Source organism: Paenibacillus algorifonticola, assembly GCF_000971975.1.
In the GTDB taxonomy this organism is placed as follows: domain Bacteria; phylum Bacillota; class Bacilli; order Paenibacillales; family Paenibacillaceae; genus Pristimantibacillus; species Pristimantibacillus algorifonticola.
Genome location: NZ_LAQO01000042.1, coordinates 35,236 through 56,049, shown reverse-complemented (window position 1 = coordinate 56,049; position 20,814 = coordinate 35,236). Strand labels below are relative to the sequence as shown.

Genomic DNA, 20,814 nt, shown 5'->3' with positions numbered 1-20,814 from the left:
AATTATATACAAAAAGGAAAGGCAGGGCTGCCTTATGCTCATCGATTACCACACGCATCATGTTCGCTGCGGGCATGCAATTGGCACGCTGGAGGAATACGTACAGAAGGGCATTGAGCTGGGACTTGTCCAGCTAGGCCTGTCTGACCATTTGCCGCTTATTCATGTCGATCCGGCGACGTATTATCCGGAGATGGCAATGCCAATGGAGGAGCTGCCGCGTTATATCGAGGAATGCTTGATGCTCAAGGAGAAATACAAAACGCAAATCGACATTCGCGTTGGGCTGGAAGGCGATTATATCGAAGGCTATGAGCGGCAGATCGAGGATATTATTAAAGCATATCCGTTCGACTACGTGATTGGCTCGGTACATTTTCTCGGCGAGTGGGATATTACCGATTTTCGCCAGACGCATGGCTGGGAAGGCAAAAACCGGCTGGCGGTGTATGAGCAGTATTATGATGCGGTGCAGAAGGCGGCGGCAACAGGGCTTTATGATTTTATCGGGCATATCGATGTGATCAAGCGTTTTGGCTTTAAGCCGGAGGAAGATGTGACGCATTTGGAAAATGCAGCGCTCGAAGCCGTCAAGCGGCATGGCCTTGCGATTGAATTGAACGCCTCAGGCTTGCGGACGCCAGCGGAGGAAATGTTCCCGAGCCGCAGGATGCTTGAATATGCGCTGAAGCTGGGCATTCCAATTACGGTCGGCTCGGACGCGCATCAGCCAGAAAGACTGGCACAATACCTTGATCAAGCGCGTCTGATGTTGAAAGAAGTCGGTTTTTCGAAGCTTGCGACCTTTGATCGTCGAAAATTAGTCAGTATTGATTTTTGAATTATTAGCAATTCGATGTATAATGGTATTGACCAAGCGCAAACGGGCTGTGCCCGGAGCACAAGCTTAGGGCAAGCAGGCGCTGCGCATTGAAAGCCTAGTCAGGTAAAACTTATTTGGTTTAAACGCTCAGGAGGGTATTATGTTAAGCGACAAGTTGCGTATTTTCTCGGGATCGTCTAATCCGGAACTAGCTCAGAAGATTGCTTCGGATTTAGGATTGACGCTCGGCGCCATTAAGATGTCCAGATTCAAGAGTGGCGAAATTTATGTCCACTATGAAGAAACCATCCGGAACTGCGACGTATTTCTGGTTCAATCGTTTTCGCATCCAATCAATGAATATTTCGTGGAGCTGCTCGTTATGATCGATGCGGCGAAACGGGCTTCGGCGAAAACCATTAACATTATTATGCCGTATTACGGTTATGCCCGTCAGGAGCGTAAATCCTCGCCGCGGGAACCGATTTCCGCAAAAATGGTTGCAGACGTATTGACGACAGTTGGGGCGACCCGTGTCGTTACGATTGACTTGCATGCACCAGCGATTCAGGGCTTCTTTAATATTCCGGTCGATCATATGACAGCTCTTGATCTGATCAGCGATTACTTGAAATCGAAAAATATTAAAAACCCAGTTGTCGTATCGCCAGATGCTGGACGCGCTTCGACTGCCGAGAAGCTTGCCAACTACTTGGACACTTCGTTCGCGATTATGATCAAGAAGCGTCCGGCACACAATGAATCATCGATTACCCATGTTATTGGTGATGTTGAAGGCCAGACACCGATTATTATCGAGGATCTGATTGACACCGGCACAACGATTGTCAATGTAGTCGAAAGCTTGAAGGAACGTGGTGCGGAAGATGTGTACGTGTGCGCTACTCACCCTCTTTTTTCCGGCAATGCTATTGAGCGTTTGGATATTCCAAGTATTAGAGAAGTAGTCGTAACCGACTCTATTCTCCTGCCTGACAACCGTCCGGACCGTTTCACTGTGCTATCGGTTGCTCCACTGCTTGCAGAAGCAACACGTATCATTATTGAAGGCGGTTCGATCAGCACCCTGTTCAAAAATGCAGGCGTGTAGCGAGAACTTTTTTATCGACTCCTTACCAAAAACAGCATAAATACTTATATGAAATCGCGGGCGGTTATTAAAACGTCCGCGATTTTCATAACTTTTTCCTGTTGTCCTGAGGGAACGCGGGCGATTGCAGCCGTGCTGGAGCGTTTCCTTTAGTTTGAGTGCGCGACTTGACCGTTCCTATGTTATAATCGTAGAAAATGAAGTTTCCGGGAGGTGCCTTGCCAATGAAGGGAAAGAAACGCGCAGCCACAGCTGAGCCAAAAACGAAAATCATACCTATTCAGTGGGATGCCACATTCTTTTTCGAACGGGCTGTCCGCTCATTGGACCGATACCACTATGACAAGGCACTCAAATATTTTCGCCGTGCTGTGGAATATGAGCCGGAAAATCCGGTTAACCATTGTAATATGGCAGGCATTTTATCGGAAATGGGCAATTATGAGGAATCCAATAAAATTTTGCATTGGATCGTCGATGAGCTTGATCCTACGATGACGGAATGCCATTTCTATATGGCGAATAACTATGCCAACATGGAACAATATGAAGCTGCTGAAGGGGCACTGGTGCATTATCTCGAAGAGGATGCGGATGGGCAGTACCTCGATGAAGCGGAAGAAATGATGGAATTGCTCGATTATGAGCTGGAGCGTCCAACGCGGGTAACGAGCATTAAGGCGCGTGAAGGTCTGTTTGAGCATGATCAGGCACGCACGCTGCTGGAGGAAGGCAAATTTACCGAGGCGGTTCGCCTGCTGGAGGACATTATTGCGGCGCAGCCGGAGTTTCTGGCAGCACGCAACAATTTGGCGCTCGCTTATTATTATATGGGTCTGTTCGATAAGGCGATGGAAACGATTCATGAGGCGCTGGATATTGATGCGGGCAACCTGCATGCCTTGTGCAATTTGGCGATTTTTTATCAGCATGCAGAGGATGAGGAAAGTCTCGCTCCACTGGTGGAGCTGCTGCGCAAGACGGCACCTTTTCATGAGGAGCATGTGTTTAAGCTGGCTACGACGATGGGGATTCTTGGCGAGCATGAGGCGGCTTACCGCCACTTCCTTCGCTTGCTGAGGGACCCTGATCTGAATCAGGACCCTTGCCTGTACCATTATGCGGCTGTAGCAGCCTGCAATATTGGGCGGTTCCATGAAGCCGAGCGGTTGTGGCGGCAGACAGCGAAGCTTGATCCTAAATCGAATATTCCACGCTATTATATGGAGCAGCTGGAACTGGTGAAGCAAGGGCAGCATAAATCAGCGGTCAGCTACCATTATCATTTGCCGTTTGAGGAGCAGTTCAAGCTTTGGGAAAACTCTTCGGATGGACTGCCTGATCATTTGAAGCGCGACCCGCTTGTCCGCTCCTCCTTCTTCTGGGCGCTGCGCCACGGCGATCGCAACACGAAGCTGCAAGTCATTCAGGCGCTCGGCATGATTGCCGACAATGAAGTAAAGGATGCGCTTAGAGCGTTTCTGATCGAACCGGGCGAAGATGACTATTTGAAGCGGATTGCGATTTTCGTCCTGCGTACGATTGATGTGCAGGAGCCTCTGCAGGCCATATTGGAAGGCAAGGAAACGGTAATCGAACCGAATCGCGTTCCTTCACGGCTGCCCGTATGGGAAGCCAAATGGCAGGAAGTGGTGGAAGCGGCGTTATCGCGAATGAACAAGCGTTATGATCTGATCCAGCAGCATGATCTGATGACGCTGTGGGTCGAGTTTCTCAGCCGGGTTTATCCGGATGTTCCGAAGCTGAGCAAGGTGGAAGGCTGGGCCGCAGCGCTGGAATATTTGACGGCGAAGATGCATCGGCGCACGATTTCATATCATGAGGTATCCGTTCGTTACGGCACTTCCATTGCAACGGTCAGCAAAAATGCGAAGCGGATCGATCAAGTGTGCGGCATTAAGGAAAAGATGCGTTCGATCAATTCGGTATTTGCGCCAGATGAGCCGCTGGAATAGCGAGCAGACGTGTCAGTGAAATATAATAAGAATAGCGCAAAATTTAAGGAGGGTTACAGGATGTATAAAGCAATTATTATCGGTACGGGCCCTGCGGGACTGACGGCTGCGATTTATTTGGCTCGTGCAAACATGAAGCCGCTAGTTATTGAAGGACCGGAGCCGGGCGGACAATTGACGACGACAACGGAAGTGGAAAACTTCCCGGGCTTTCCAGAAGGCATTATGGGCCCAGATTTGATGGCTAATATGCGCAAGCAAGCGGAGCGTTTCGGAGCGGAGTTTATTACGGGCTGGGTGAACAGCGTGGATACTTCCGCGAGACCGTTCAAGCTGCAAGTAGAAGGCAAAGGTGAATTCGTAGGCGAGTCGCTTATTATTTCGACGGGCGCTTCAGCGAAATACCTAGGCATTCCTGGGGAAAAAGAAAACGTAGGCCGCGGTGTCAGCACCTGCGCCACTTGCGACGGATTTTTCTTCCGCGGCAAAAAAATCATCGTGGTTGGCGGCGGAGACTCCGCTATGGAGGAAGCTAGCTTCCTGACCCGCTTCGCGACGAACGTAGAGCTTGTTAACCGCCGCGAGGAGCTGCGCGCTTCGAAAATCATGCAGGACCGCGCACGCGACAACGAGAAAATCGACTGGAGCTTAAACCGCACGCCAGTTGAGGTTGTAGCTGGGCCAATGGGTGTTACAGGCCTTAAAGTACGCAACAATGAAACGGGCAGTGAAGAAGTTATTGAGACGCACGGTATTTTCATCGCGATCGGCCACACGCCGAACACCGGCTTCCTTAATGGACAAATCGATACGGATGAGCATGGCTACATTAAGGTGAAGCCGGGCACTTCCGAGACGAACGTTCCGGGCATCTTCGCTTGCGGCGACGTGCAGGATAGCAAATATCGCCAAGCGATTACCGCTGCAGGCAGCGGCTGTATGGCGGCGCTCGACTGCGAGCGTTTCCTCGAAGGCAGCATGACGCATGACTGGAGCCAGTCTCTGTAAAAAAAGCTCGGCGGTTAGTTCTAGTTAACGCACATAAGGCGCAAGGGCTTATCTCCCGCCTAGATCTCAATAGAGCAAATAACCCTTTGCCTCAAGAATAAGGCAAAGGGTTATTTGTTGTACGCTTGTATGTCTAGGCAGTACGCCAGGACAAGCAGCGATATGTTCTGGCGCATGGCGCAGCATGGATGTGAGCGGCATTGACTTGCCGAAGAAAATTATTTGCTCGTGGACGCAAAATGCGTCCACAGCTCGCTGCGCGAGGTGGTCACTGCTGTAGCCCCTGCGGCAGTGGCATTCTCTACATCTGCTACAGTACGGATCAATCCGCCGGCAAAAATCGGGATGCCGGTCCGTTCAAAAACTTCACGAATGATATGCGGCATGACGCCCGGCAGCACTTCAATATAATCAGGCTTGGTGCGCTCTAGCAGCACATAGCTTTTCTCCAATGCCTGTGTGTCCAGCAGGAACAAGCGCTGTATCGCAATAAGGCCATTTTTCTTTGCTGTGCTAATGACGGCGCCGCGCGTGGAGATAAGCCCGGCTGGGCGAATCATCTGGCACAAATATTCGGCGGCGTATTCGTCATTCTTGAGGCCGCCGATTAAATCGGCGTGAAGCAGAATTTTTTTGCCATGGGCATTTGCCAGCTCGAAAATGCTCTTCAATTGGCTGATGTGCGTCTCCAGCAGCACCAAATAGGAAAAGTCAGAAGTCATCAGCTTTTCCAAATCCTTCGTTTTTCGCGGGGCAGGCAATATTTGCTGGTTATGAAAGGGCAAGGCCGAATACCTCCTTCTCACGGATGCGGATTCATTGATCTATAATAAGCGGCCAGCTAGGCGTGTATACGCTGCTTCGATTCCGATGCGAAACGGACTTCTCCTTCTGAGGGACGGGGAAGGGCTGTTTTCGCTTGAAATATAGGAAAGTATGTGATGTTCCCATCCTTTCTCTATATTTCTCGGAATGAAACGCGCTGCGCCGCCAGAGGACGGCGACAGCCGTTTAACCTTGACACTAGTCTAATGGATATACGGGGTGAACTCAACGTGCAAATCCAGCGGCAGCAAGGAGCTTCCCGCCTTGACCAGAGGGAGGAGCTTCGCTTATAGTGGACAGAGAAGATTAACATATTAATGAGGTGGACTACAAATGTCTCAAAAGATTTACGTTGGAATCGATGTTGGCGGAACGGCAATTAAGGTCGGATTGTGCAACGAGAACGGGGATTTGCTTCACACGTATGAAGGTCCCACAGAAACGAATAAAGGTACGGATGCTATCCTTGAAAATATTGCTGCTTATGCGCGTGCCATCGTCGCTGAATCTTCCTATGAATGGGAGCAGGTTGGCGGCGTAGGCGTAGGAATCGCCGGTTTCCTGGACATTCCGTCGGGCTATATTAAGTTCGCGCCGAATCTGAAGATTCGCGACGTAAATTTGAAAGATTATTTGGAAGCCAAGCTTGCAACTAAAGTATTAGTAAACAATGATGCGAACGTGGCAGCGCTGGGCGAAGCTTGGGCTGGCGCGGGTAAAGGCATCGACCACTGCGTATGCTATACGCTTGGTACAGGCGTAGGCGGCGGTATTATTATCGGCGGCAAAATTGTTGAAGGCTTTGCTGGCATGGCTGGCGAGCTTGGACATATTGCCATTGTGCCGGATCTCGAAGCGATTCAGTGCGGCTGCGGCAAAATGGGCTGCCTGGAAACCGTATCTTCTGCAACGGGTATTATCCGTATGGCTAAGGATGCCGTTGAGCGCGGCGATCGTACGACGCTTGCTCAAGTGACGGACATTATGGCGAAGGACGTTATCGATGCAGCAAAAGCTGGAGATGAAGTAGCTATGCGCATTGTAAGCCGTGCTGCGTATTATTTGGGACGCTCGATGGCGCTGATGGCGGTCGTGCTGAATCCGGAATGCTTCATTATTGGCGGTGGCGTGTCCAAAGCTGGCGAGTTTCTGTTCGAGCAAATTCGTGAAGTATTCGAGAAGTATACACAGAAAGAAGCGAAGGATGGCGTGAAAATCATCCCTGCTACGCTTGGCAACAATGCAGGAGTCGTTGGCGCAGCGGGATTAATTTTGCGCTCGTAGCGTTAACATAGGATAACAGGGACATTTTCCCCGCTTGTGAGGAGGAGAAGAAGATGGAGACGGCAGCGGCACTAGCGAAGCTTGTTATTATTACAGGGATGTCAGGCGCGGGCAAGACGATTGCTGTACAAAGTCTGGAGGATCTTGGCTTCTTCTGCGTTGATAATTTGCCCCCTGTGCTTATCCCTAAATTTGCAGAGCTGATTGAGCAATCAAACGGGAAAATTGGCAAGGTTGCATTGGTTATTGACTTGCGCGGCAGGGAGTTTTTTACAGCTTTGGCGGAGTCTTTAAGTTATATTAAAGACCATTCTACCATAAGCTGTGAGATACTGTTCCTGGATGCGACGGACGGGGTGCTCGTTCAACGTTACAAGGAGAGCCGCCGCCGCCACCCGCTTGTGCCAGACGGCTTGCCGCTGGAAGGCATCAAGCTGGAGCGCAGAATGCTGGAGGACTTGAAAGGGTCTGCGTCGCTGGTCATTGATACAAGCAGCATCAAGCCCGCACAGCTGAAAGAGCGAATTATTTCCAGGTTCACGAACTTGGAGCAAAATAGCTTGTCAGTCAATGTCATTTCTTTCGGTTTTAAATATGGCATTCCGATTGATGCGGATTTAATTTATGATGTGCGTTTTTTGCCTAATCCTCACTATATTGAGCATCTGCGCCCAAATACCGGCCAGACGCCAGAGGTTTATGAATATGTGATGAAATGGCCGGAAACGCAGGCGTTTCTGGCCAAATTGGTTGATATGCTCCAGTTCCTTCTTCCGCTTTATCACAAGGAAGGGAAGAGCCAGGTCGTGATCGGCATTGGCTGCACCGGAGGAAAACATCGCTCGGTGGCGATTTCGGAATACTTGGGCCGTGTGCTGGGAAGCAGTGATACGGAACGGGTACGCGTCAGCCATCGCGATTCCGACCGCGACAAGCATTAACGGAGGGAACGTATGCAGAACAGGCATAAAATAGGAGCGCCTCCCAAGATCGTGGTCATTGGCGGAGGCACAGGATTATCCGTTATGCTGCGCGGGCTTAAGGAAAAGCCCATGGATATTACAGCCATCGTCACGGTTGCTGATGATGGGGGCAGCTCCGGCGTGCTGCGCAATGAGCTGCAAATTCCGCCTCCAGGCGATGTTCGCAATGTGCTGATGGCACTTGCCGATACCGAGCCGCTGCTCGCAGAGGTGCTGCAATACCGATTCAATTCAGGTACAGGGCTTGCGGGGCATAGCCTCGGCAATTTAATGCTGGCTGCTATGGCTGACATCACAGGTGATTTTGTGACGGGCGTACGCGAGCTGAGCAGGGTACTGGCGGTGCGCGGACGGGTTTTGCCTGCGGCAGCCCAGGCTATCGTGCTCAAGGCGGAAATGGCCGATGGCTCGATCGTCATTGGCGAGTCGATGATTCCAAAGGCAGGTCAAGCGATTAAACGTGTATTCATTGATTCGGAGAAGGCGCACGCGCTTCCTGAAGCGGTCAAAGCAATTGAGCAAGCAGATGCCATTCTAATTGGGCCGGGAAGTTTGTACACGAGCATTATGCCAAATTTGATTGTTCCGATGCTTGCTCAAGCGATAACGGAATCTTGTGCCGTCAAGCTGTTTGTGTGCAATGTGATGACGCAGCCGGGTGAGACGGACAATTATACGGTATCGGATCATATGAATGCGATTGAGGCCCATATCGGCCTGCAATTATTTGATTATGTCATTGTGAACAATGGTGAAATTTCACCGCAAGTGGAAGCCAAATACGCAGAGATGGGCGCAAAGCCCGTCGCTATTGATTTGGAAGCCATTCGCAGCAAGGGCTGCGAGGTTATTGCGGATCGTTTTGTTTTATTCCAGACGTTTCTAAGGCATGATGCCGAGCGTCTAAGCCATCATATTTATAAGCTAGTGGAAAATTGGATGCTCAGAAAGAGGTGACAAACCATGTCGTTTGCGGCACAAACGAAAAAGGAACTTACGCTTATCGAAGCGGACTCCTGCTGTGAGCTTGCAGAGCTTTCCGCACTCATTCGGATGAATGGTTCTGTCAGCTTATCCAGCCGCAAAGTCATTTTGGACATCTCAACAGAAAATGCTGCAATAGCCCGTCGTATTTATTCTCTGGTCAAAAAGCACTTTGAGGTACACACCGAGCTGTTGGTTCGGAAAAAAATGCGGCTGAAAAAGAACAATGTGTATATCGTACGTATTCCAACAATGGTACAATCTATATTGAGCAAGCTTCGTATCGTATCTGAGGGTTTCGTGTTCAACTCCGGAATCGATAAAACGATGATCAAGAAGTCTTGCTGCAAGCGTTCGTATTTGCGTGGGGCTTTCCTTGCTGGAGGTTCAGTGAATAACCCTGAGGGTTCCTCGTACCATTTGGAAATCTCTTCAATGTATGAGGAGTATTGCAGCTCCTTGGTTGAGCTGGCCAATAAGTTCGATCTAAATGCCCGCTGCATCGAGCGGAAGAAAGGCTTTATTTTTTACATTAAGGAAGGCGAGAAAATTATTGAGCTGCTGAACATTATCGGCGCTCATCAGGCGCTGTTCAAATTCGAGGATGTGCGAATTATGCGCGACATGCGCAATTCCGTCAATCGAATCGTCAATTGCGAGACGGCGAACCTAAACAAGACCATTGGCGCGTCAGTACGGCAGATTGATAATATTAAACTGCTGGATCGCGAGCTGGGCCTTGAAAACTTGCCGGATAAGCTCAAGGAAGTCGCTGAAATCCGCCTGCAGCACCCCGATCTGAACTTGAAGGAAGTTGGAGAACTGCTGAAAGGATCAGTGAGCAAGTCAGGAGTAAACCATCGGCTTCGCAAAATTGACGAACTTGCTGAAAAAATACGCAATGGCTAAACTTTTAACTTCATGTTTCCGATGGTATAATGATACAATGAGTTTAAAATTATCGGCATAATTAAGGATTGAATAAGATATAGGGGGTATGGTTTCCATGACAAGGCTTCCGGTTGTCGTTCGACTAAAGACGGGTCTTCATGCAAGACCTGCAGCATTATTCGTACAAGAAGCTAATAAATTTTCATCTGAAGTATTCGTCGAGAAAGACGACAAGAAAGTGAACGCCAAATCGATTATGGGAATTATGAGCTTGGCAATCAGTTCGGGCACTGAAGTATTCATAAGTGCGGAAGGTTCGGACGCAGAACAGGCTGTAAACGCTTTAGCTGCATTGGTAAGCAAGGAAGAGCTGGAGAACCAATAAGAAGCCGTATGCAGCAGGGATGTGCCTGCTCATAACCATATTATTTGGCCATGCCGCCTTCTGGATCAGGATGATCCGGGGCGGTTTTTTTGGTCGTATTTTTAACTTGAGATTTCTGAAAAAAGCCCATAACAAAACAAACCCGGTTCAGGAGAACCGGGTTTGTTTTGTTTGTAAGCGAATATTAACGCCGAATGATTTAGATTTTCTCAATAACCTTGTCAACGAGACCGTACTCACAAGCTTCTGCTGCGCTCATGAAATAGTCGCGATCGGTATCCTTCTCCACGCGCTCAAGCGGTTGGCCTGTGCGCTCGGACAGGATGCCGTTCAAGTGGTCGCGCATTTTGATAATGCGGCGTGCACGAATTTCGATGTCGCTCGCTTGGCCTTCAGCGCCGCCCAGCGGCTGGTGAATCATAACCTCGCTGTTTGGAAGCGCGTAACGCTTGCCTTTGGCGCCTGCTGCAAGCAGGAACGCGCCCATCGATGCTGCCATACCTACACAGATGGTGGATACGTCAGGCTTGATGAATTGCATCGTATCATAGATAGCCATACCCGAGGTAATCGAACCGCCAGGGCTGTTAATGTAAAGGGAGATGTCTTTCTCAGGGTCATCTGCTGTCAGAAACAGCAACTGTGCGATGATGGAGTTGGCTACAACGTCATTGACGCCCGAGCCCAAGAAGATAATACGATCCTTCAATAACCGGGAATAGATGTCATAGGAGCGCTCTCCGCGATTAGTTTGCTCAATAACCATAGGGACGAAATTCATATCCTGTAAACCTCCTCCGAAAAATAACAAGATTGATATTGCCGTAACATCATAATAGCGGATGAAACGTTAAAAGTCAAAGATAGTCAGACAAATCAGATTTTTCTCGGGCGCATGCCGTTTCATAACTAAAAAACGATATAAAAAAACCACCCTTCATCAGGGTGGCCACATACTCGGCTTCATAAACGCCTATTGCTCGCTGCAAGTTGTTATCGGTCAATCAGAACGCGCCCGCTAGGAATCGAACCTAGATCTCAGGCTCCGGAGGCCTACGTCATATCCATTGGACCACGGGCGCATGTATAAAAGTAACAGCAAGATTTAGTATAGGTTAAATGCGAATAGAAATCAAGCCAGCTATCAAAAATAAATTTGATAAAATCGTGTCAGTAAACGGTTTCATATGAAATTGTTGACTTGAAATGTTAGATCAAGTTCGGTAAAATAGAGGTGGGACTTAAAACGAAAGCATGGGACGTTTCGTGTCCACCGCTATGCATGAGTATCAGTTTCGCTTAACTTAGTACGGGTGGAGTGAATAAATAGAAGATGCGCCAGATGATTGAATTGCAGCAGCAGCTTCTGCCGGATTTGCTCGACGTGATGAGGAAGCGCTACAGGATACTGCATCAGGTTATGCTCTCTGATCTAATCGGCCGCAGAACGCTTGCGACGACGCTCGGTATGACGGAGAGGGTGCTGCGAGCAGAAACGGACTTTCTAAAGTCACAGGGCTTGCTTGAAATTCATGCTTCCGGCATGAGGATCAGCGAACCTGGCAAAGAACTGCTGGAACAGTTTGAGCCTTTTGTTAAGACGATATTCGGCTTATCGGAGCTGGAGGAGAAGATCAGAAGTTATTTCGGGCTGAGCCAGGTTGTAGTTGTGGCCGGCGATTCTGATGTATCCGGGCAGACGAAGCGGGAGCTCGGCAGAGCAGGAGGGCAGGTACTGCGCAAAGCGATGGAGCAAGGCGACGTCATCGCCGTTACAGGTGGTACGACGACTGCTCAGGTAGCAAATCAGCTTTCGGCCGTGGCGCCGCTTAAAACCAATTGGTTCGTGCCTGCAAGAGGCGGACTTGGCGAAAGCGTCGATTATCAGGCGAATACGATTGCTTCCACCATGGCGAAGCGGACAGGTGCCAATTATCGGCTGCTTCACGTTCCTGATCATCTTGGCGAGGAAGCTTATGCTCCCATTATGCAGGAACCGAATATCCAGGACATTATAGAAGTGATCCGCAGGGCGCGTATTGTCGTGCACGGCATCGGAGACGCTATGGTGATGGCTCGGCGCAGGAAGCTAGATGAGGCGACGATGCAGGGTATTGAAGCTGAAGGGGCGCTTGCTGAAGCATACGGTTTTTATTTTGATCGCAGCGGGCAAGTGGTTCACAAGATGCCGACGGTAGGACTACGGCTCGAGGATATTGTTAAGACTGAAGTTGTTATCGGAGTAGCCGGAGGCAAAAGCAAAGGCGAAGCGATCGCTGCGGTTATGCGTTTTGGACACAATGATGTGTTAGTTACCGATGAGGCGGCCGCGTTAGAAATCATTGCGATTATTGAAGGCTCAGCCCCATAAAAATATAAGAATTTATAAGTTGCAGCTTATAAATAGGACTTATATTTCACCGCGAAACGGCAGCTTTACCGCCAGAGGACGGCTTTCGGCCGTTTACGCTTGGCAAGTGATCTTGATGCTTCGCGCCGAGCGAGACAATGGCACCCGGCATGCGAAATATCTTGAAATATATTTTTTATCCCAAAACACTCTAGGAGGAAACAACAATGGTTAAAGTAGGTATTAACGGTTTTGGTCGTATTGGTCGTAACGTATTCCGCGCAGCTCTGAACAACGCTGATGTTGAAATCGTAGCAGTAAACGATTTGACAGACACAGCTACACTGGCTCACCTTTTGAAATATGATACAACTCACGGTACTCTTGATGCTACAGTTGAAGCTAAAGAAGGTGCAATCGTAGTTAACGGCCGCGAAATCAAAGTTTTCGCTGAGCGCAACCCTGAAAACCTAGCTTGGGCTTCCGTAGGCGCTGAAATCGTTGTTGAATCTACTGGTATTTTCACAGCTAAAGAAAAAGCTGAGCTTCACCTTAAAGGCGGCGCTAAAAAAGTTATCATCTCCGCTCCTGCTACTAACGAAGACATCACAATCGTTATCGGCGTTAACGAAGACAAATACGATGCAGCTGCTCACACAATCATCTCCAACGCTTCTTGCACAACGAACTGTCTTGCTCCGTTTGCAAAAGTATTGAACGATAAATTCGGCATCGTTAAAGGCATGATGACAACGATCCACTCGTACACAAATGACCAATCCGTTCTGGATGTACCGCACAAAGACCTTCGTCGTGCTCGTGCAGCTGCTGAGAACATCATTCCTTCGTCGACTGGTGCTGCTAAAGCGGTATCCCTGGTACTTCCTGAGCTGAAAGGCAAACTGAATGGTATGGCTATGCGTGTTCCTACACCTAACGTTTCCGTTACTGACCTGGTAGCTGAACTGAAAGTTAACGTAACAGTTGAAGAAGTTAACGCTGCTTTGAAAGAAGCTGCTGACGGCGCTCTTAAAGGCATCTTGAACTACAACGAATTGCCGCTTGTATCGAGCGACTACAACCACGATCCAGCTTCTTCCACAATCGACGGTCTGTCGACTATGGTTGTTGAAGGCAACATGGTTAAAGTTGTTTCTTGGTATGACAACGAGTGGGGCTACTCGAACCGCGTAGTTGATCTCGCTGCTTTCATCGCAAGCAAAGGTCTGTAAGAACGAGCCCCACAATTAGATGGAACGCTTTGCATCCCGGGGCAGTCTTGCACTGACCACGGGATACGCTTAATCCGCGGCGCTCCTTGTGGCAGCGTACGCGATTTAAGCGAAACCTTAACCGGCTATTCGCGGACCTTCGGGCCGTGGGCCAAGAGGGAGCGTTCCTTCTTTTGATAAAGAGGGAACGCTTCTTTTTGTTGGAATATGGAAATGTTATAAGCTTTGTACGCTAATATCAGGAGGTTACATTCATGGCTAAAAAAAGTGTTCGTGACGTAGAAGTAGCAGGCAAACGGGTATTCGTACGCGTCGATTTCAATGTACCGCTCGAAGATGGTAAAATTACTGATGACAAGCGTATCCGTGAGACGCTTCCTACGATTAACTTCTTGATCGAAAAAGGCGCGAAAGTTATTTTGGCAAGCCACTTGGGCCGCCCGAATGGTGAAGTTGTAGAAGAGCTTCGCCACACAGCATCGGCAGCGCGTCTGTCCGAGCTGCTTGGCAAATCGGTAGTAAAAGCAGATGAGTCCATCGGCGAAAATGTTAAAGCGCAAATCGCGGCTTTGAACGCTGGCGATGTATTGCTGCTTGAAAACGTTCGTTTCCATGCTGGCGAAGAGAAAAATGATCCTGAGCTGGCGAAAGCTTTCGCTGAGCTTGCTGATCTTTATGTAAACGACGCATTCGGCGCGGCTCACCGTGCTCATGCTTCGACTGAAGGCATTGCGCATCACCTGCCAGCTGTATCCGGCCTATTGATGGAGAAAGAGCTTGATGTTCTTGGCAAAGCACTGAACAACCCTGAGCGTCCTTTCACAGCTATCGTTGGCGGTTCGAAGGTTAAGGATAAAATCGACGTTATCAACAAAATGATCGAAATTGCTGACAACATCATCATCGGTGGCGGCTTGTCCTATACATTCTTCAAAGCACAAGGTCATGAAATCGGCAAATCGCTCGTTGACAACTCCAAGCTTGAGCTGGCGCTTGAGTTCATCGAAAAAGCTAAAAAGCTCGGCAAAAACTTCCTCATTCCGGTTGATATCGTTGTCGCTGATGATTTCAGCAAAAACGCCAACACACAAATCGTTGACGTTGACGGCATTCCAGCAGAGTGGGAAGGTATCGACATCGGTCCTAAAACACGTGAGATTTATGCCGAAGCGATTAAAAACTCCAAGCTGGTTGTATGGAACGGACCAATGGGCGTATTCGAAATCGAGCCTTTCTCCCATGGTACACAAGCGGTAGCGAAAGCATGTGCGGAAACAGCTGGCTACACGGTTATCGGCGGTGGCGATTCGGCTGCAGCAGCTGAGAAGTTCGGCCTGGCTGACAAAATGGACCACATCTCCACTGGCGGCGGCGCTTCCCTGGAATTCATGGAAGGCAAAGCATTGCCAGGCGTTGTAGCACTTAACGATAAATAAGCAACCCATACAGTACAGGAGGGTATATATATGAGCAGAAAACCAATTATTGCAGGCAACTGGAAAATGTTCAAAACGGTTTCTGAAGCAGCTTCTTTCTTCGCAGATGTGAAAGGCAAAGCAGAGGTTGATGGCGTAGAGAGCGTTATCTGCGCGCCATTCACAGCACTTCCTTCCCTTGTTGAAGCAGCTAAAGGAACAACTATCGCGATTGGCGCACAAAATCTTCACTTCGAAGACAATGGCGCATTCACAGGTGAAATCAGCGGCGTTATGCTGAAAGACCTGGGCGTAAAATATGTGATTATCGGCCACTCCGAGCGTCGTGCTTATTTTGCTGAGACAGACGAAATCGTTAGCAAAAAAGTACATGCAGCATTCAAGAATGACTTGACTCCTATTGTATGTGTAGGCGAGAAGCTTGAAGAGCGCGAAGCTGGCGAAACAAAAAATGTTTGCAGCGTGCAAACGGTAGCGGCTTTCCAAGGCTTGTCCGCATCACAGGCAGCTGAAGTAGTCGTTGCTTATGAGCCTATCTGGGCGATCGGCACAGGCAAATCCTCGACTTCCGAAGATGCACAAGACGTTATCGGTTATATCCGCAGCGTAATTGCAGGTCTTTATGACGATGCTACAGCAGCAGCGGTTCGTATCCAATACGGCGGCAGCGTTAAACCTAACAATGTTGCTGAATATATGGGTCAGCAAGATATCGACGGCGCGCTTGTAGGCGGAGCTAGCCTTGAGCCTGCTTCTTATATCGCACTGATCGAGGGGGCCAAGTAAGATGGCTGCTCCAGTTGCATTAATTATACTTGACGGCTTTGGTCTACGCGATGACGTTACAGGCAATGCAGTTGCCCAAGCGAAAAAGCCTAACTACGACCGTTACTGGTCGACTTACCCTCATACGCAGCTGACAGCGAGCGGTGAAGCGGTAGGCTTGCCAGATGGACAAATGGGCAACTCCGAAGTTGGCCATCTGAACATCGGCGCAGGCCGCATCGTCTATCAGGATTTGACTCGCATCAGCAAGTCGATCCGCGATGGCGAGTTTTTCGACAATGAAACGCTGCTTGGCGCTGTGCGTCACGCTAAAGCAAATAGCAAGAAGCTTCACCTGTATGGCCTGCTGTCCGATGGCGGCGTACACAGCCATATTGCTCATTTGTTTGCTCTGCTTGATCTAGCGAAGAAGGAAGGCCTGGAAGATGTCTATATCCATGCATTCCTTGATGGCCGTGACGTTTCCCCAGATAGTGCAAAAGGCTACATGGAGCAGCTTCTCGCGAAGATCGAAGAGGTTGGCGTAGGCCATGTTGCTACGGTGCAAGGACGTTATTATGCGATGGACCGCGACAAACGCTGGGAGCGGGTAGAAAAGTCTTACCGCGCCATGGTGTATGGCGAAGGCCCGCAATATAACGATCCGCTCAAGGCGATAGTTGAATCGTACGAGAAATCCGTTTATGATGAATTTGTTATGCCAACGGTTATCGTGGGCGAGGATGGCAAACCGGTAGGTCTTGTCGAGTCGGAGGATGCGGTTATTTTCTTCAACTTCCGTCCTGACCGTGCGATTCAACTGGGACAAGTATTTACGAATGAAGATTTCCGCGGTTTTGAACGTGGGGAGCATGCTCCGAAAAATCTGTATTTCGTATGCTTGACGCTGTTCAGCGAAACGATTGGCGGCTTTGTCGCTTATTCGCCGAAAAACCTTGATAATACGCTTGGTGAAGTGCTTGTGCAAAACGGCAAGAAGCAGCTTCGCATTGCGGAAACTGAAAAGTACCCGCATGTTACGTTCTTCTTCAGCGGTGGCCGTGATCATGAACTGCCGGGCGAGACTCGCGTTCTGATCAATTCGCCTAAAGTAGCGACTTATGATCTGAAACCAGAAATGAGCGCTTATGAGGTAGCGGCAGCTGCGGTCAGCGAGATTGAAGCAGACAAGCATGATGCGATTATCCTGAATTTTGCCAATCCCGATATGGTAGGTCACTCCGGCATGCTGGAGCCGACAATCAAAGCGGTGGAAGCAACGGATGCATGCTTGGGCCAAGTCGTTGAAGCTGTGCTTGCTAAAGGCGGCGTATGTATTATTACAGCTGACCATGGTAATGCCGATATGGTATTTGATGCAAATGGACGTCCGTTCACGGCGCACACAACCAATCCAGTGCCATGCATTGTGACGGTTGCTGGAGCAACGCTGCGTGAAGGCGGAATTTTGGCAGACCTTGCACCGACGGTGCTTGATCTGATGCAGCTTTCCAAGCCAGCAGAGATGACGGGCATTTCCCTGATTCAGAAATAACAACTATCATCAAACTAAGAGGAGTGTTTAAACATGTCTATTATCGTTGACGTATATGCACGCGAAGTATTGGATTCCCGCGGTAATCCAACAGTAGAAGTAGAAGTATCCCTAGAGTCCGGCGGCCAAGGCCGCGCAATCGTTCCATCCGGCGCATCCACTGGCGCATACGAAGCAGTTGAGCTTCGCGATGGCGACAAAGGCCGTTACCTTGGTAAAGGCGTAGAAAAAGCAGTAGATAACGTTAACACGATTATCGCTCCTGAAATCATTGGTCTGGACGCTCTTGATCAAGTAGCTATCGACCGCAAAATGATCGAGCTTGACGGTACGCCGAACAAAGCTAAGCTGGGCGCTAATGCGATTCTTGCTGTATCGATGGCTGTAGCTCGCGCTGCTGCTGATGCACTGAACGTATCCTTGTACACTTACCTGGGCGGATTCAACGCTAAAGTTCTGCCAGTTCCAATGATGAACATCATCAACGGCGGCGAGCATGCGGACAACAACATCGACGTACAAGAGTTCATGGTTCTGCCAGTTGGCGCTCCAACGTTCAAAGAAGCTCTTCGTATCGGTGCTGAAATTTTCCACAGCCTGAAATCGGTTCTGAAAAACAAAGGCCTGAACACAGCTGTAGGTGACGAAGGCGGCTTTGCTCCTAACCTTGGTTCGAACGAAGAAGCAATCACTACAATCATCTCCGCTATCGAGAGCGCAGGCTACAAGCCAGGCGTTGACGTATTCCTCGGTATGGACGTAGCTTCGACTGAATTCTTCAAAGATGGCAAATACCACCTGGAAGGCGAAGGCAAATCCTTCACGCCTGCTGAATTCGTTGACCTGCTTGCTTCATGGGTTGATAAATACCCAATCATCACAATCGAAGATGGCTGCTCCGAAGACGATTGGGATGGCTGGAAATTGCTTACTGAAAAATTGGGCGACAAAGTTCAACTCGTTGGTGACGACCTGTTCGTTACAAACACTGAGCGTCTGTCCGATGGTATCGACAAAGGCGTGGGCAACTCGATTCTGGTTAAAGTTAACCAAATCGGTTCCCTTACTGAAACTTTCGACGCAATCGAAATGGCGAAACGCGCTGGTTACACAGCCGTTATCTCCCACCGTTCCGGCGAAAGCGAAGACAGCACAATCGCTGACATCGCAGTTGCAACAAACGCTGGTCAAATCAAAACAGGTGCTCCGTCCCGTACGGACCGCGTAGCGAAGTACAACCAATTGCTTCGTATCGAAGACCAACTGGGTGCTACAGCACAATACGCTGGTAAATCGGCATTCTACAACCTCAAAAACTTCAAATAAGCTTAAACCAATGACAGCTTGCTCATTGTGATCGGCCAGTATCCTGGCCTTTTCTAAATGAGCAAGCCTCAATGCGAATAAGCTTTAATGCACTTAAAAATCCCTGCCCACAAATATTGTGGAGCAGGGATTTTTGGTATGTAAAAAAGGTGGAGGGCTGTTGAAAAGGCAAGTGGAGTAAAAGTGTTGGGGTGGAGAAGCGCAGCGTTCGCATAAAGCTTTCCGTAGGAAAGCATCTTCGCGATCGAACCCCAACACTTTTACGCAGCGCAGATCTTTTTCAGCAGCCTTCCACCTATCGCCGTGCAGTTTTACGACCAACAGCCAACTCTACAGAAAGCACGATAATGTAGAAAACCAGCAAGCCGATAGCAAGCAGTATCGATCCTTCGGAATATTGCTGAAACAGTCTCACTGACCAGCCGTCATCGCCAATAATCCAATAAGCAATAAAATTGGAAATCGCGATACCGTCCTCGAATGAGGGGATAAGACTGTACAAATAATTTTGTGAAAGACAGATTGCAGCAATAAGCGTAAGGATGACTGAAATAAAGACACCTTTGGAGTAAATGTATAAGGCGCCAGTTTTTTTGAGAACAATCATGGTTAGGATGATCCCGGCCAAACAAATGATAATAAACATAGCAGCATCCCCCTCTGCATAAGTAGTGTGAGAATCCATGTGTGAATCAGTCACCCCTAATGACGAGCCTGTTCTATAAATGGTTGCTGGATTTGAGTAGAAAAGGAGGTGTTATTTTATGGATAAACAAATGCTGAGCTTACAAATGTACTCGCTGCGGGATATTACGGAAAGCGACATGCTGGGGTCGCTCGAAAAGGTGGCTGAAATCGGCTATAAGGCGGTCGAATTTGGGGGATATTTTCACGCAACGGCTGGGACTGCAATATATGGTCGTGCCTGGGGTTCCTGTGCCAGAAGTGCCGAAAATGGACGATATTAAATATTTGGCAGAAATTTTGGAGCGATGCGCTTGGCAAACGAAGCAGTAGGGCATAAAGCTATGCCTGCATAACCATGATGCGGATTGGAAAAAGGTTGAAGGCAAGCCGCTGTACGTCCACCTGCTGGAGCTTGTACCTGCAGACTTAATGGAAGCGGAGCTGGATTTAGGCTGGATTTACATGGCGGGCTATGATCCGGCTGAATACGTCAGATATTATTCGGATCGGCTGCCGCTTGTCCATTTTAAAGATTTTCAGAAGGGACGCAAGGATACGGAGCTCGGAGAGGGGATTCGGCTACAGCGAGCTGTATGAGGTGGTCAAACAATCGGGTGTAAAATATATCATTATCGAGCAGCAGCAGTTTACGGAAACGTCGCTGAAAAGCGCGGAGATGAGCTTTCATTTTATGCAAAGGCTCATCAAAGGACCACAGGGAGTCAAGGGCTAGCCGTGAATTAGGAAATGTTAGGGTTAAACAGCAAAGTATTGTTTTCAGCATATCGCTGTGATACAATCAATTTATATGTTTTAATGGAGCTCCTATGCTGGAGGTGGATTGAATGGATATAGCTTTGAAAATTCTATTGGTAATTTTTTCGGTTGGCCTGATTGCGGTCGTATTGCTGCAAAAAGGTAAAAGCGCGGGATTGTCCGGAGCCATTAGTGGTGGCGCCGAGCATTTGTTCGGCAAACAGAAAGCGCGTGGTTTGGACTTGTTCCTGCAGCGTTTGACGATTGCACTGGCTGTTGGATTTTTCGTCCTGTCGCTCGTTGTTGCTTACGTCGTACAACAGTAATATTCTGTATTGAATGCAAAAAGTGGGGGAGTTTCCTCCACTTTTTTTGTTTTTTCGTGGTTTCGCGGATGCGATTGGGTAATTTCGTGTATACTAATTGATATATAATAA

22 protein-coding genes and 1 tRNA gene are annotated in these 20,814 nt (G+C 48.9%); 19 read left to right on the top strand and 4 right to left on the bottom strand.

The window, feature by feature from the left end:
* Positions 1 to 34 precede the first annotated feature (34 nt).
* From hisJ to trxB, 4 genes are all read left to right on the top strand, one after another.
* A complete protein-coding gene (hisJ, locus tag WH37_RS28865) occupies positions 35 to 841 on the top strand; it encodes a histidinol-phosphatase HisJ (RefSeq protein WP_046234139.1) in 807 nt (268 codons plus the stop codon).
* Positions 842 to 983: 142 nt separating this feature from the next.
* The gene (locus WH37_RS28860) at positions 984 to 1,934 is read left to right on the top strand and encodes a ribose-phosphate diphosphokinase (protein WP_046234116.1); all 951 of its coding nucleotides are present in this window, start codon (positions 984 to 986) and stop codon (positions 1,932 to 1,934) included.
* 224 nt (positions 1,935 to 2,158) lie between these two features.
* Positions 2,159 to 3,910: a tetratricopeptide repeat protein gene (locus tag WH37_RS28855; protein ID WP_046234115.1), complete on the top strand. Its 1,752-nt coding sequence runs from the start codon at positions 2,159 to 2,161 to the stop codon at positions 3,908 to 3,910.
* A gap of 60 nt (positions 3,911 to 3,970) precedes the next feature.
* Positions 3,971 to 4,918 (top strand): thioredoxin-disulfide reductase, encoded by a 948-nt coding sequence (gene trxB, locus WH37_RS28850; RefSeq protein WP_046234114.1) that lies wholly within the window; start codon positions 3,971 to 3,973, stop codon positions 4,916 to 4,918.
* A 218-nt stretch (positions 4,919 to 5,136) separates the two neighbouring features.
* Here the strand turns inward: trxB and WH37_RS28845 are convergent, their stop codons facing one another.
* Complete coding sequence (locus tag WH37_RS28845) at positions 5,137 to 5,703, bottom strand: glycerol-3-phosphate responsive antiterminator (RefSeq protein WP_046234113.1); 567 nt, start codon at positions 5,701 to 5,703, stop codon at positions 5,137 to 5,139.
* A gap of 373 nt (positions 5,704 to 6,076) precedes the next feature.
* Between WH37_RS28845 and WH37_RS28840 the strand changes: the two genes are divergently transcribed.
* From WH37_RS28840 to WH37_RS28820, 5 genes are all read left to right on the top strand, one after another.
* A complete protein-coding gene (locus WH37_RS28840) occupies positions 6,077 to 7,027 on the top strand; it encodes an ROK family glucokinase (RefSeq protein WP_046234112.1) in 951 nt (316 codons plus the stop codon).
* A gap of 53 nt (positions 7,028 to 7,080) precedes the next feature.
* Complete coding sequence (gene rapZ / locus WH37_RS28835; protein WP_046234111.1) at positions 7,081 to 7,968, top strand: RNase adapter RapZ; 888 nt, start codon at positions 7,081 to 7,083, stop codon at positions 7,966 to 7,968.
* A 12-nt stretch (positions 7,969 to 7,980) separates the two neighbouring features.
* Positions 7,981 to 8,967, top strand: coding sequence for a gluconeogenesis factor YvcK family protein (locus WH37_RS28830; protein ID WP_046234110.1), 987 nt, complete (start codon positions 7,981 to 7,983; stop codon positions 8,965 to 8,967).
* A 6-nt stretch (positions 8,968 to 8,973) separates the two neighbouring features.
* Positions 8,974 to 9,903 carry a DNA-binding protein WhiA gene (gene whiA / locus WH37_RS28825; RefSeq protein ID WP_046234109.1) on the top strand — a complete coding sequence of 310 codons (930 nt, stop codon included), beginning with the start codon at positions 8,974 to 8,976 and terminating at the stop codon, positions 9,901 to 9,903.
* 97 nt (positions 9,904 to 10,000) lie between these two features.
* Positions 10,001 to 10,270: an HPr family phosphocarrier protein gene (locus WH37_RS28820; protein WP_046234108.1), complete on the top strand. Its 270-nt coding sequence runs from the start codon at positions 10,001 to 10,003 to the stop codon at positions 10,268 to 10,270.
* A 199-nt stretch (positions 10,271 to 10,469) separates the two neighbouring features.
* Here the strand turns inward: WH37_RS28820 and clpP are convergent, their stop codons facing one another.
* Positions 10,470 to 11,051 carry an ATP-dependent Clp endopeptidase proteolytic subunit ClpP gene (clpP, locus tag WH37_RS28815; RefSeq protein ID WP_046234107.1) on the bottom strand — a complete coding sequence of 194 codons (582 nt, stop codon included), beginning with the start codon at positions 11,049 to 11,051 and terminating at the stop codon, positions 10,470 to 10,472.
* A 229-nt stretch (positions 11,052 to 11,280) separates the two neighbouring features.
* Positions 11,281 to 11,352, bottom strand: a tRNA-Arg gene (locus tag WH37_RS28810).
* A gap of 251 nt (positions 11,353 to 11,603) precedes the next feature.
* Between WH37_RS28810 and WH37_RS28805 the strand changes: the two genes are divergently transcribed.
* The 6 genes from WH37_RS28805 (at position 11,604) to eno (ending at position 18,934) form a co-directional block, all read left to right on the top strand.
* Positions 11,604 to 12,641 carry a sugar-binding transcriptional regulator gene (locus WH37_RS28805; protein WP_046234106.1) on the top strand — a complete coding sequence of 346 codons (1,038 nt, stop codon included), beginning with the start codon at positions 11,604 to 11,606 and terminating at the stop codon, positions 12,639 to 12,641.
* A 206-nt stretch (positions 12,642 to 12,847) separates the two neighbouring features.
* The gene (gap, locus tag WH37_RS28800) at positions 12,848 to 13,852 is read left to right on the top strand and encodes a type I glyceraldehyde-3-phosphate dehydrogenase (protein WP_046234105.1); all 1,005 of its coding nucleotides are present in this window, start codon (positions 12,848 to 12,850) and stop codon (positions 13,850 to 13,852) included.
* Positions 13,853 to 14,106: 254 nt separating this feature from the next.
* Positions 14,107 to 15,288 (top strand): phosphoglycerate kinase, encoded by a 1,182-nt coding sequence (locus WH37_RS28795; protein WP_046234104.1) that lies wholly within the window; start codon positions 14,107 to 14,109, stop codon positions 15,286 to 15,288.
* A gap of 30 nt (positions 15,289 to 15,318) precedes the next feature.
* Entirely contained in the window at positions 15,319 to 16,074 is a 756-nt protein-coding gene (gene tpiA, locus WH37_RS28790) for a triose-phosphate isomerase (RefSeq protein WP_046234103.1), read from the top strand.
* Position 16,075: 1 nt separating this feature from the next.
* Positions 16,076 to 17,608 carry a 2,3-bisphosphoglycerate-independent phosphoglycerate mutase gene (gpmI, locus tag WH37_RS28785; protein ID WP_046234102.1) on the top strand — a complete coding sequence of 511 codons (1,533 nt, stop codon included), beginning with the start codon at positions 16,076 to 16,078 and terminating at the stop codon, positions 17,606 to 17,608.
* 33 nt (positions 17,609 to 17,641) lie between these two features.
* Positions 17,642 to 18,934 (top strand): phosphopyruvate hydratase, encoded by a 1,293-nt coding sequence (gene eno, locus WH37_RS28780; RefSeq protein WP_046234101.1) that lies wholly within the window; start codon positions 17,642 to 17,644, stop codon positions 18,932 to 18,934.
* 295 nt (positions 18,935 to 19,229) lie between these two features.
* Here eno and WH37_RS28775 read toward each other — a convergent pair whose 3' ends face one another.
* Positions 19,230 to 19,580, bottom strand: coding sequence for a hypothetical protein (locus tag WH37_RS28775; protein ID WP_052737286.1), 351 nt, complete (start codon positions 19,578 to 19,580; stop codon positions 19,230 to 19,232).
* 118 nt (positions 19,581 to 19,698) lie between these two features.
* On the opposite strand from WH37_RS28775, the gene WH37_RS28770 reads away from it, so the two are divergent.
* The 4 genes from WH37_RS28770 to secG all read left to right on the top strand — a co-directional run bounded on the left by WH37_RS28770 (position 19,699) and on the right by secG (position 20,703).
* Positions 19,699 to 19,902, top strand: a complete 204-nt coding sequence (locus WH37_RS28770; RefSeq protein WP_046234100.1) for a hypothetical protein — start codon at positions 19,699 to 19,701, stop codon at positions 19,900 to 19,902.
* A gap of 148 nt (positions 19,903 to 20,050) precedes the next feature.
* The gene (locus tag WH37_RS36740; RefSeq protein WP_231594414.1) at positions 20,051 to 20,218 is read left to right on the top strand and encodes a hypothetical protein; all 168 of its coding nucleotides are present in this window, start codon (positions 20,051 to 20,053) and stop codon (positions 20,216 to 20,218) included.
* 1 nt (position 20,219) lies between these two features.
* On the top strand, positions 20,220 to 20,354 hold the full coding sequence (locus tag WH37_RS37170; RefSeq protein WP_269431353.1) for a hypothetical protein: 135 nt from the start codon (positions 20,220 to 20,222) through the stop codon (positions 20,352 to 20,354).
* A 112-nt stretch (positions 20,355 to 20,466) separates the two neighbouring features.
* Positions 20,467 to 20,703: a preprotein translocase subunit SecG gene (secG, locus tag WH37_RS28765; protein WP_046234099.1), complete on the top strand. Its 237-nt coding sequence runs from the start codon at positions 20,467 to 20,469 to the stop codon at positions 20,701 to 20,703.
* The last annotated feature ends 111 nt before the right edge of the window (positions 20,704 to 20,814 follow it).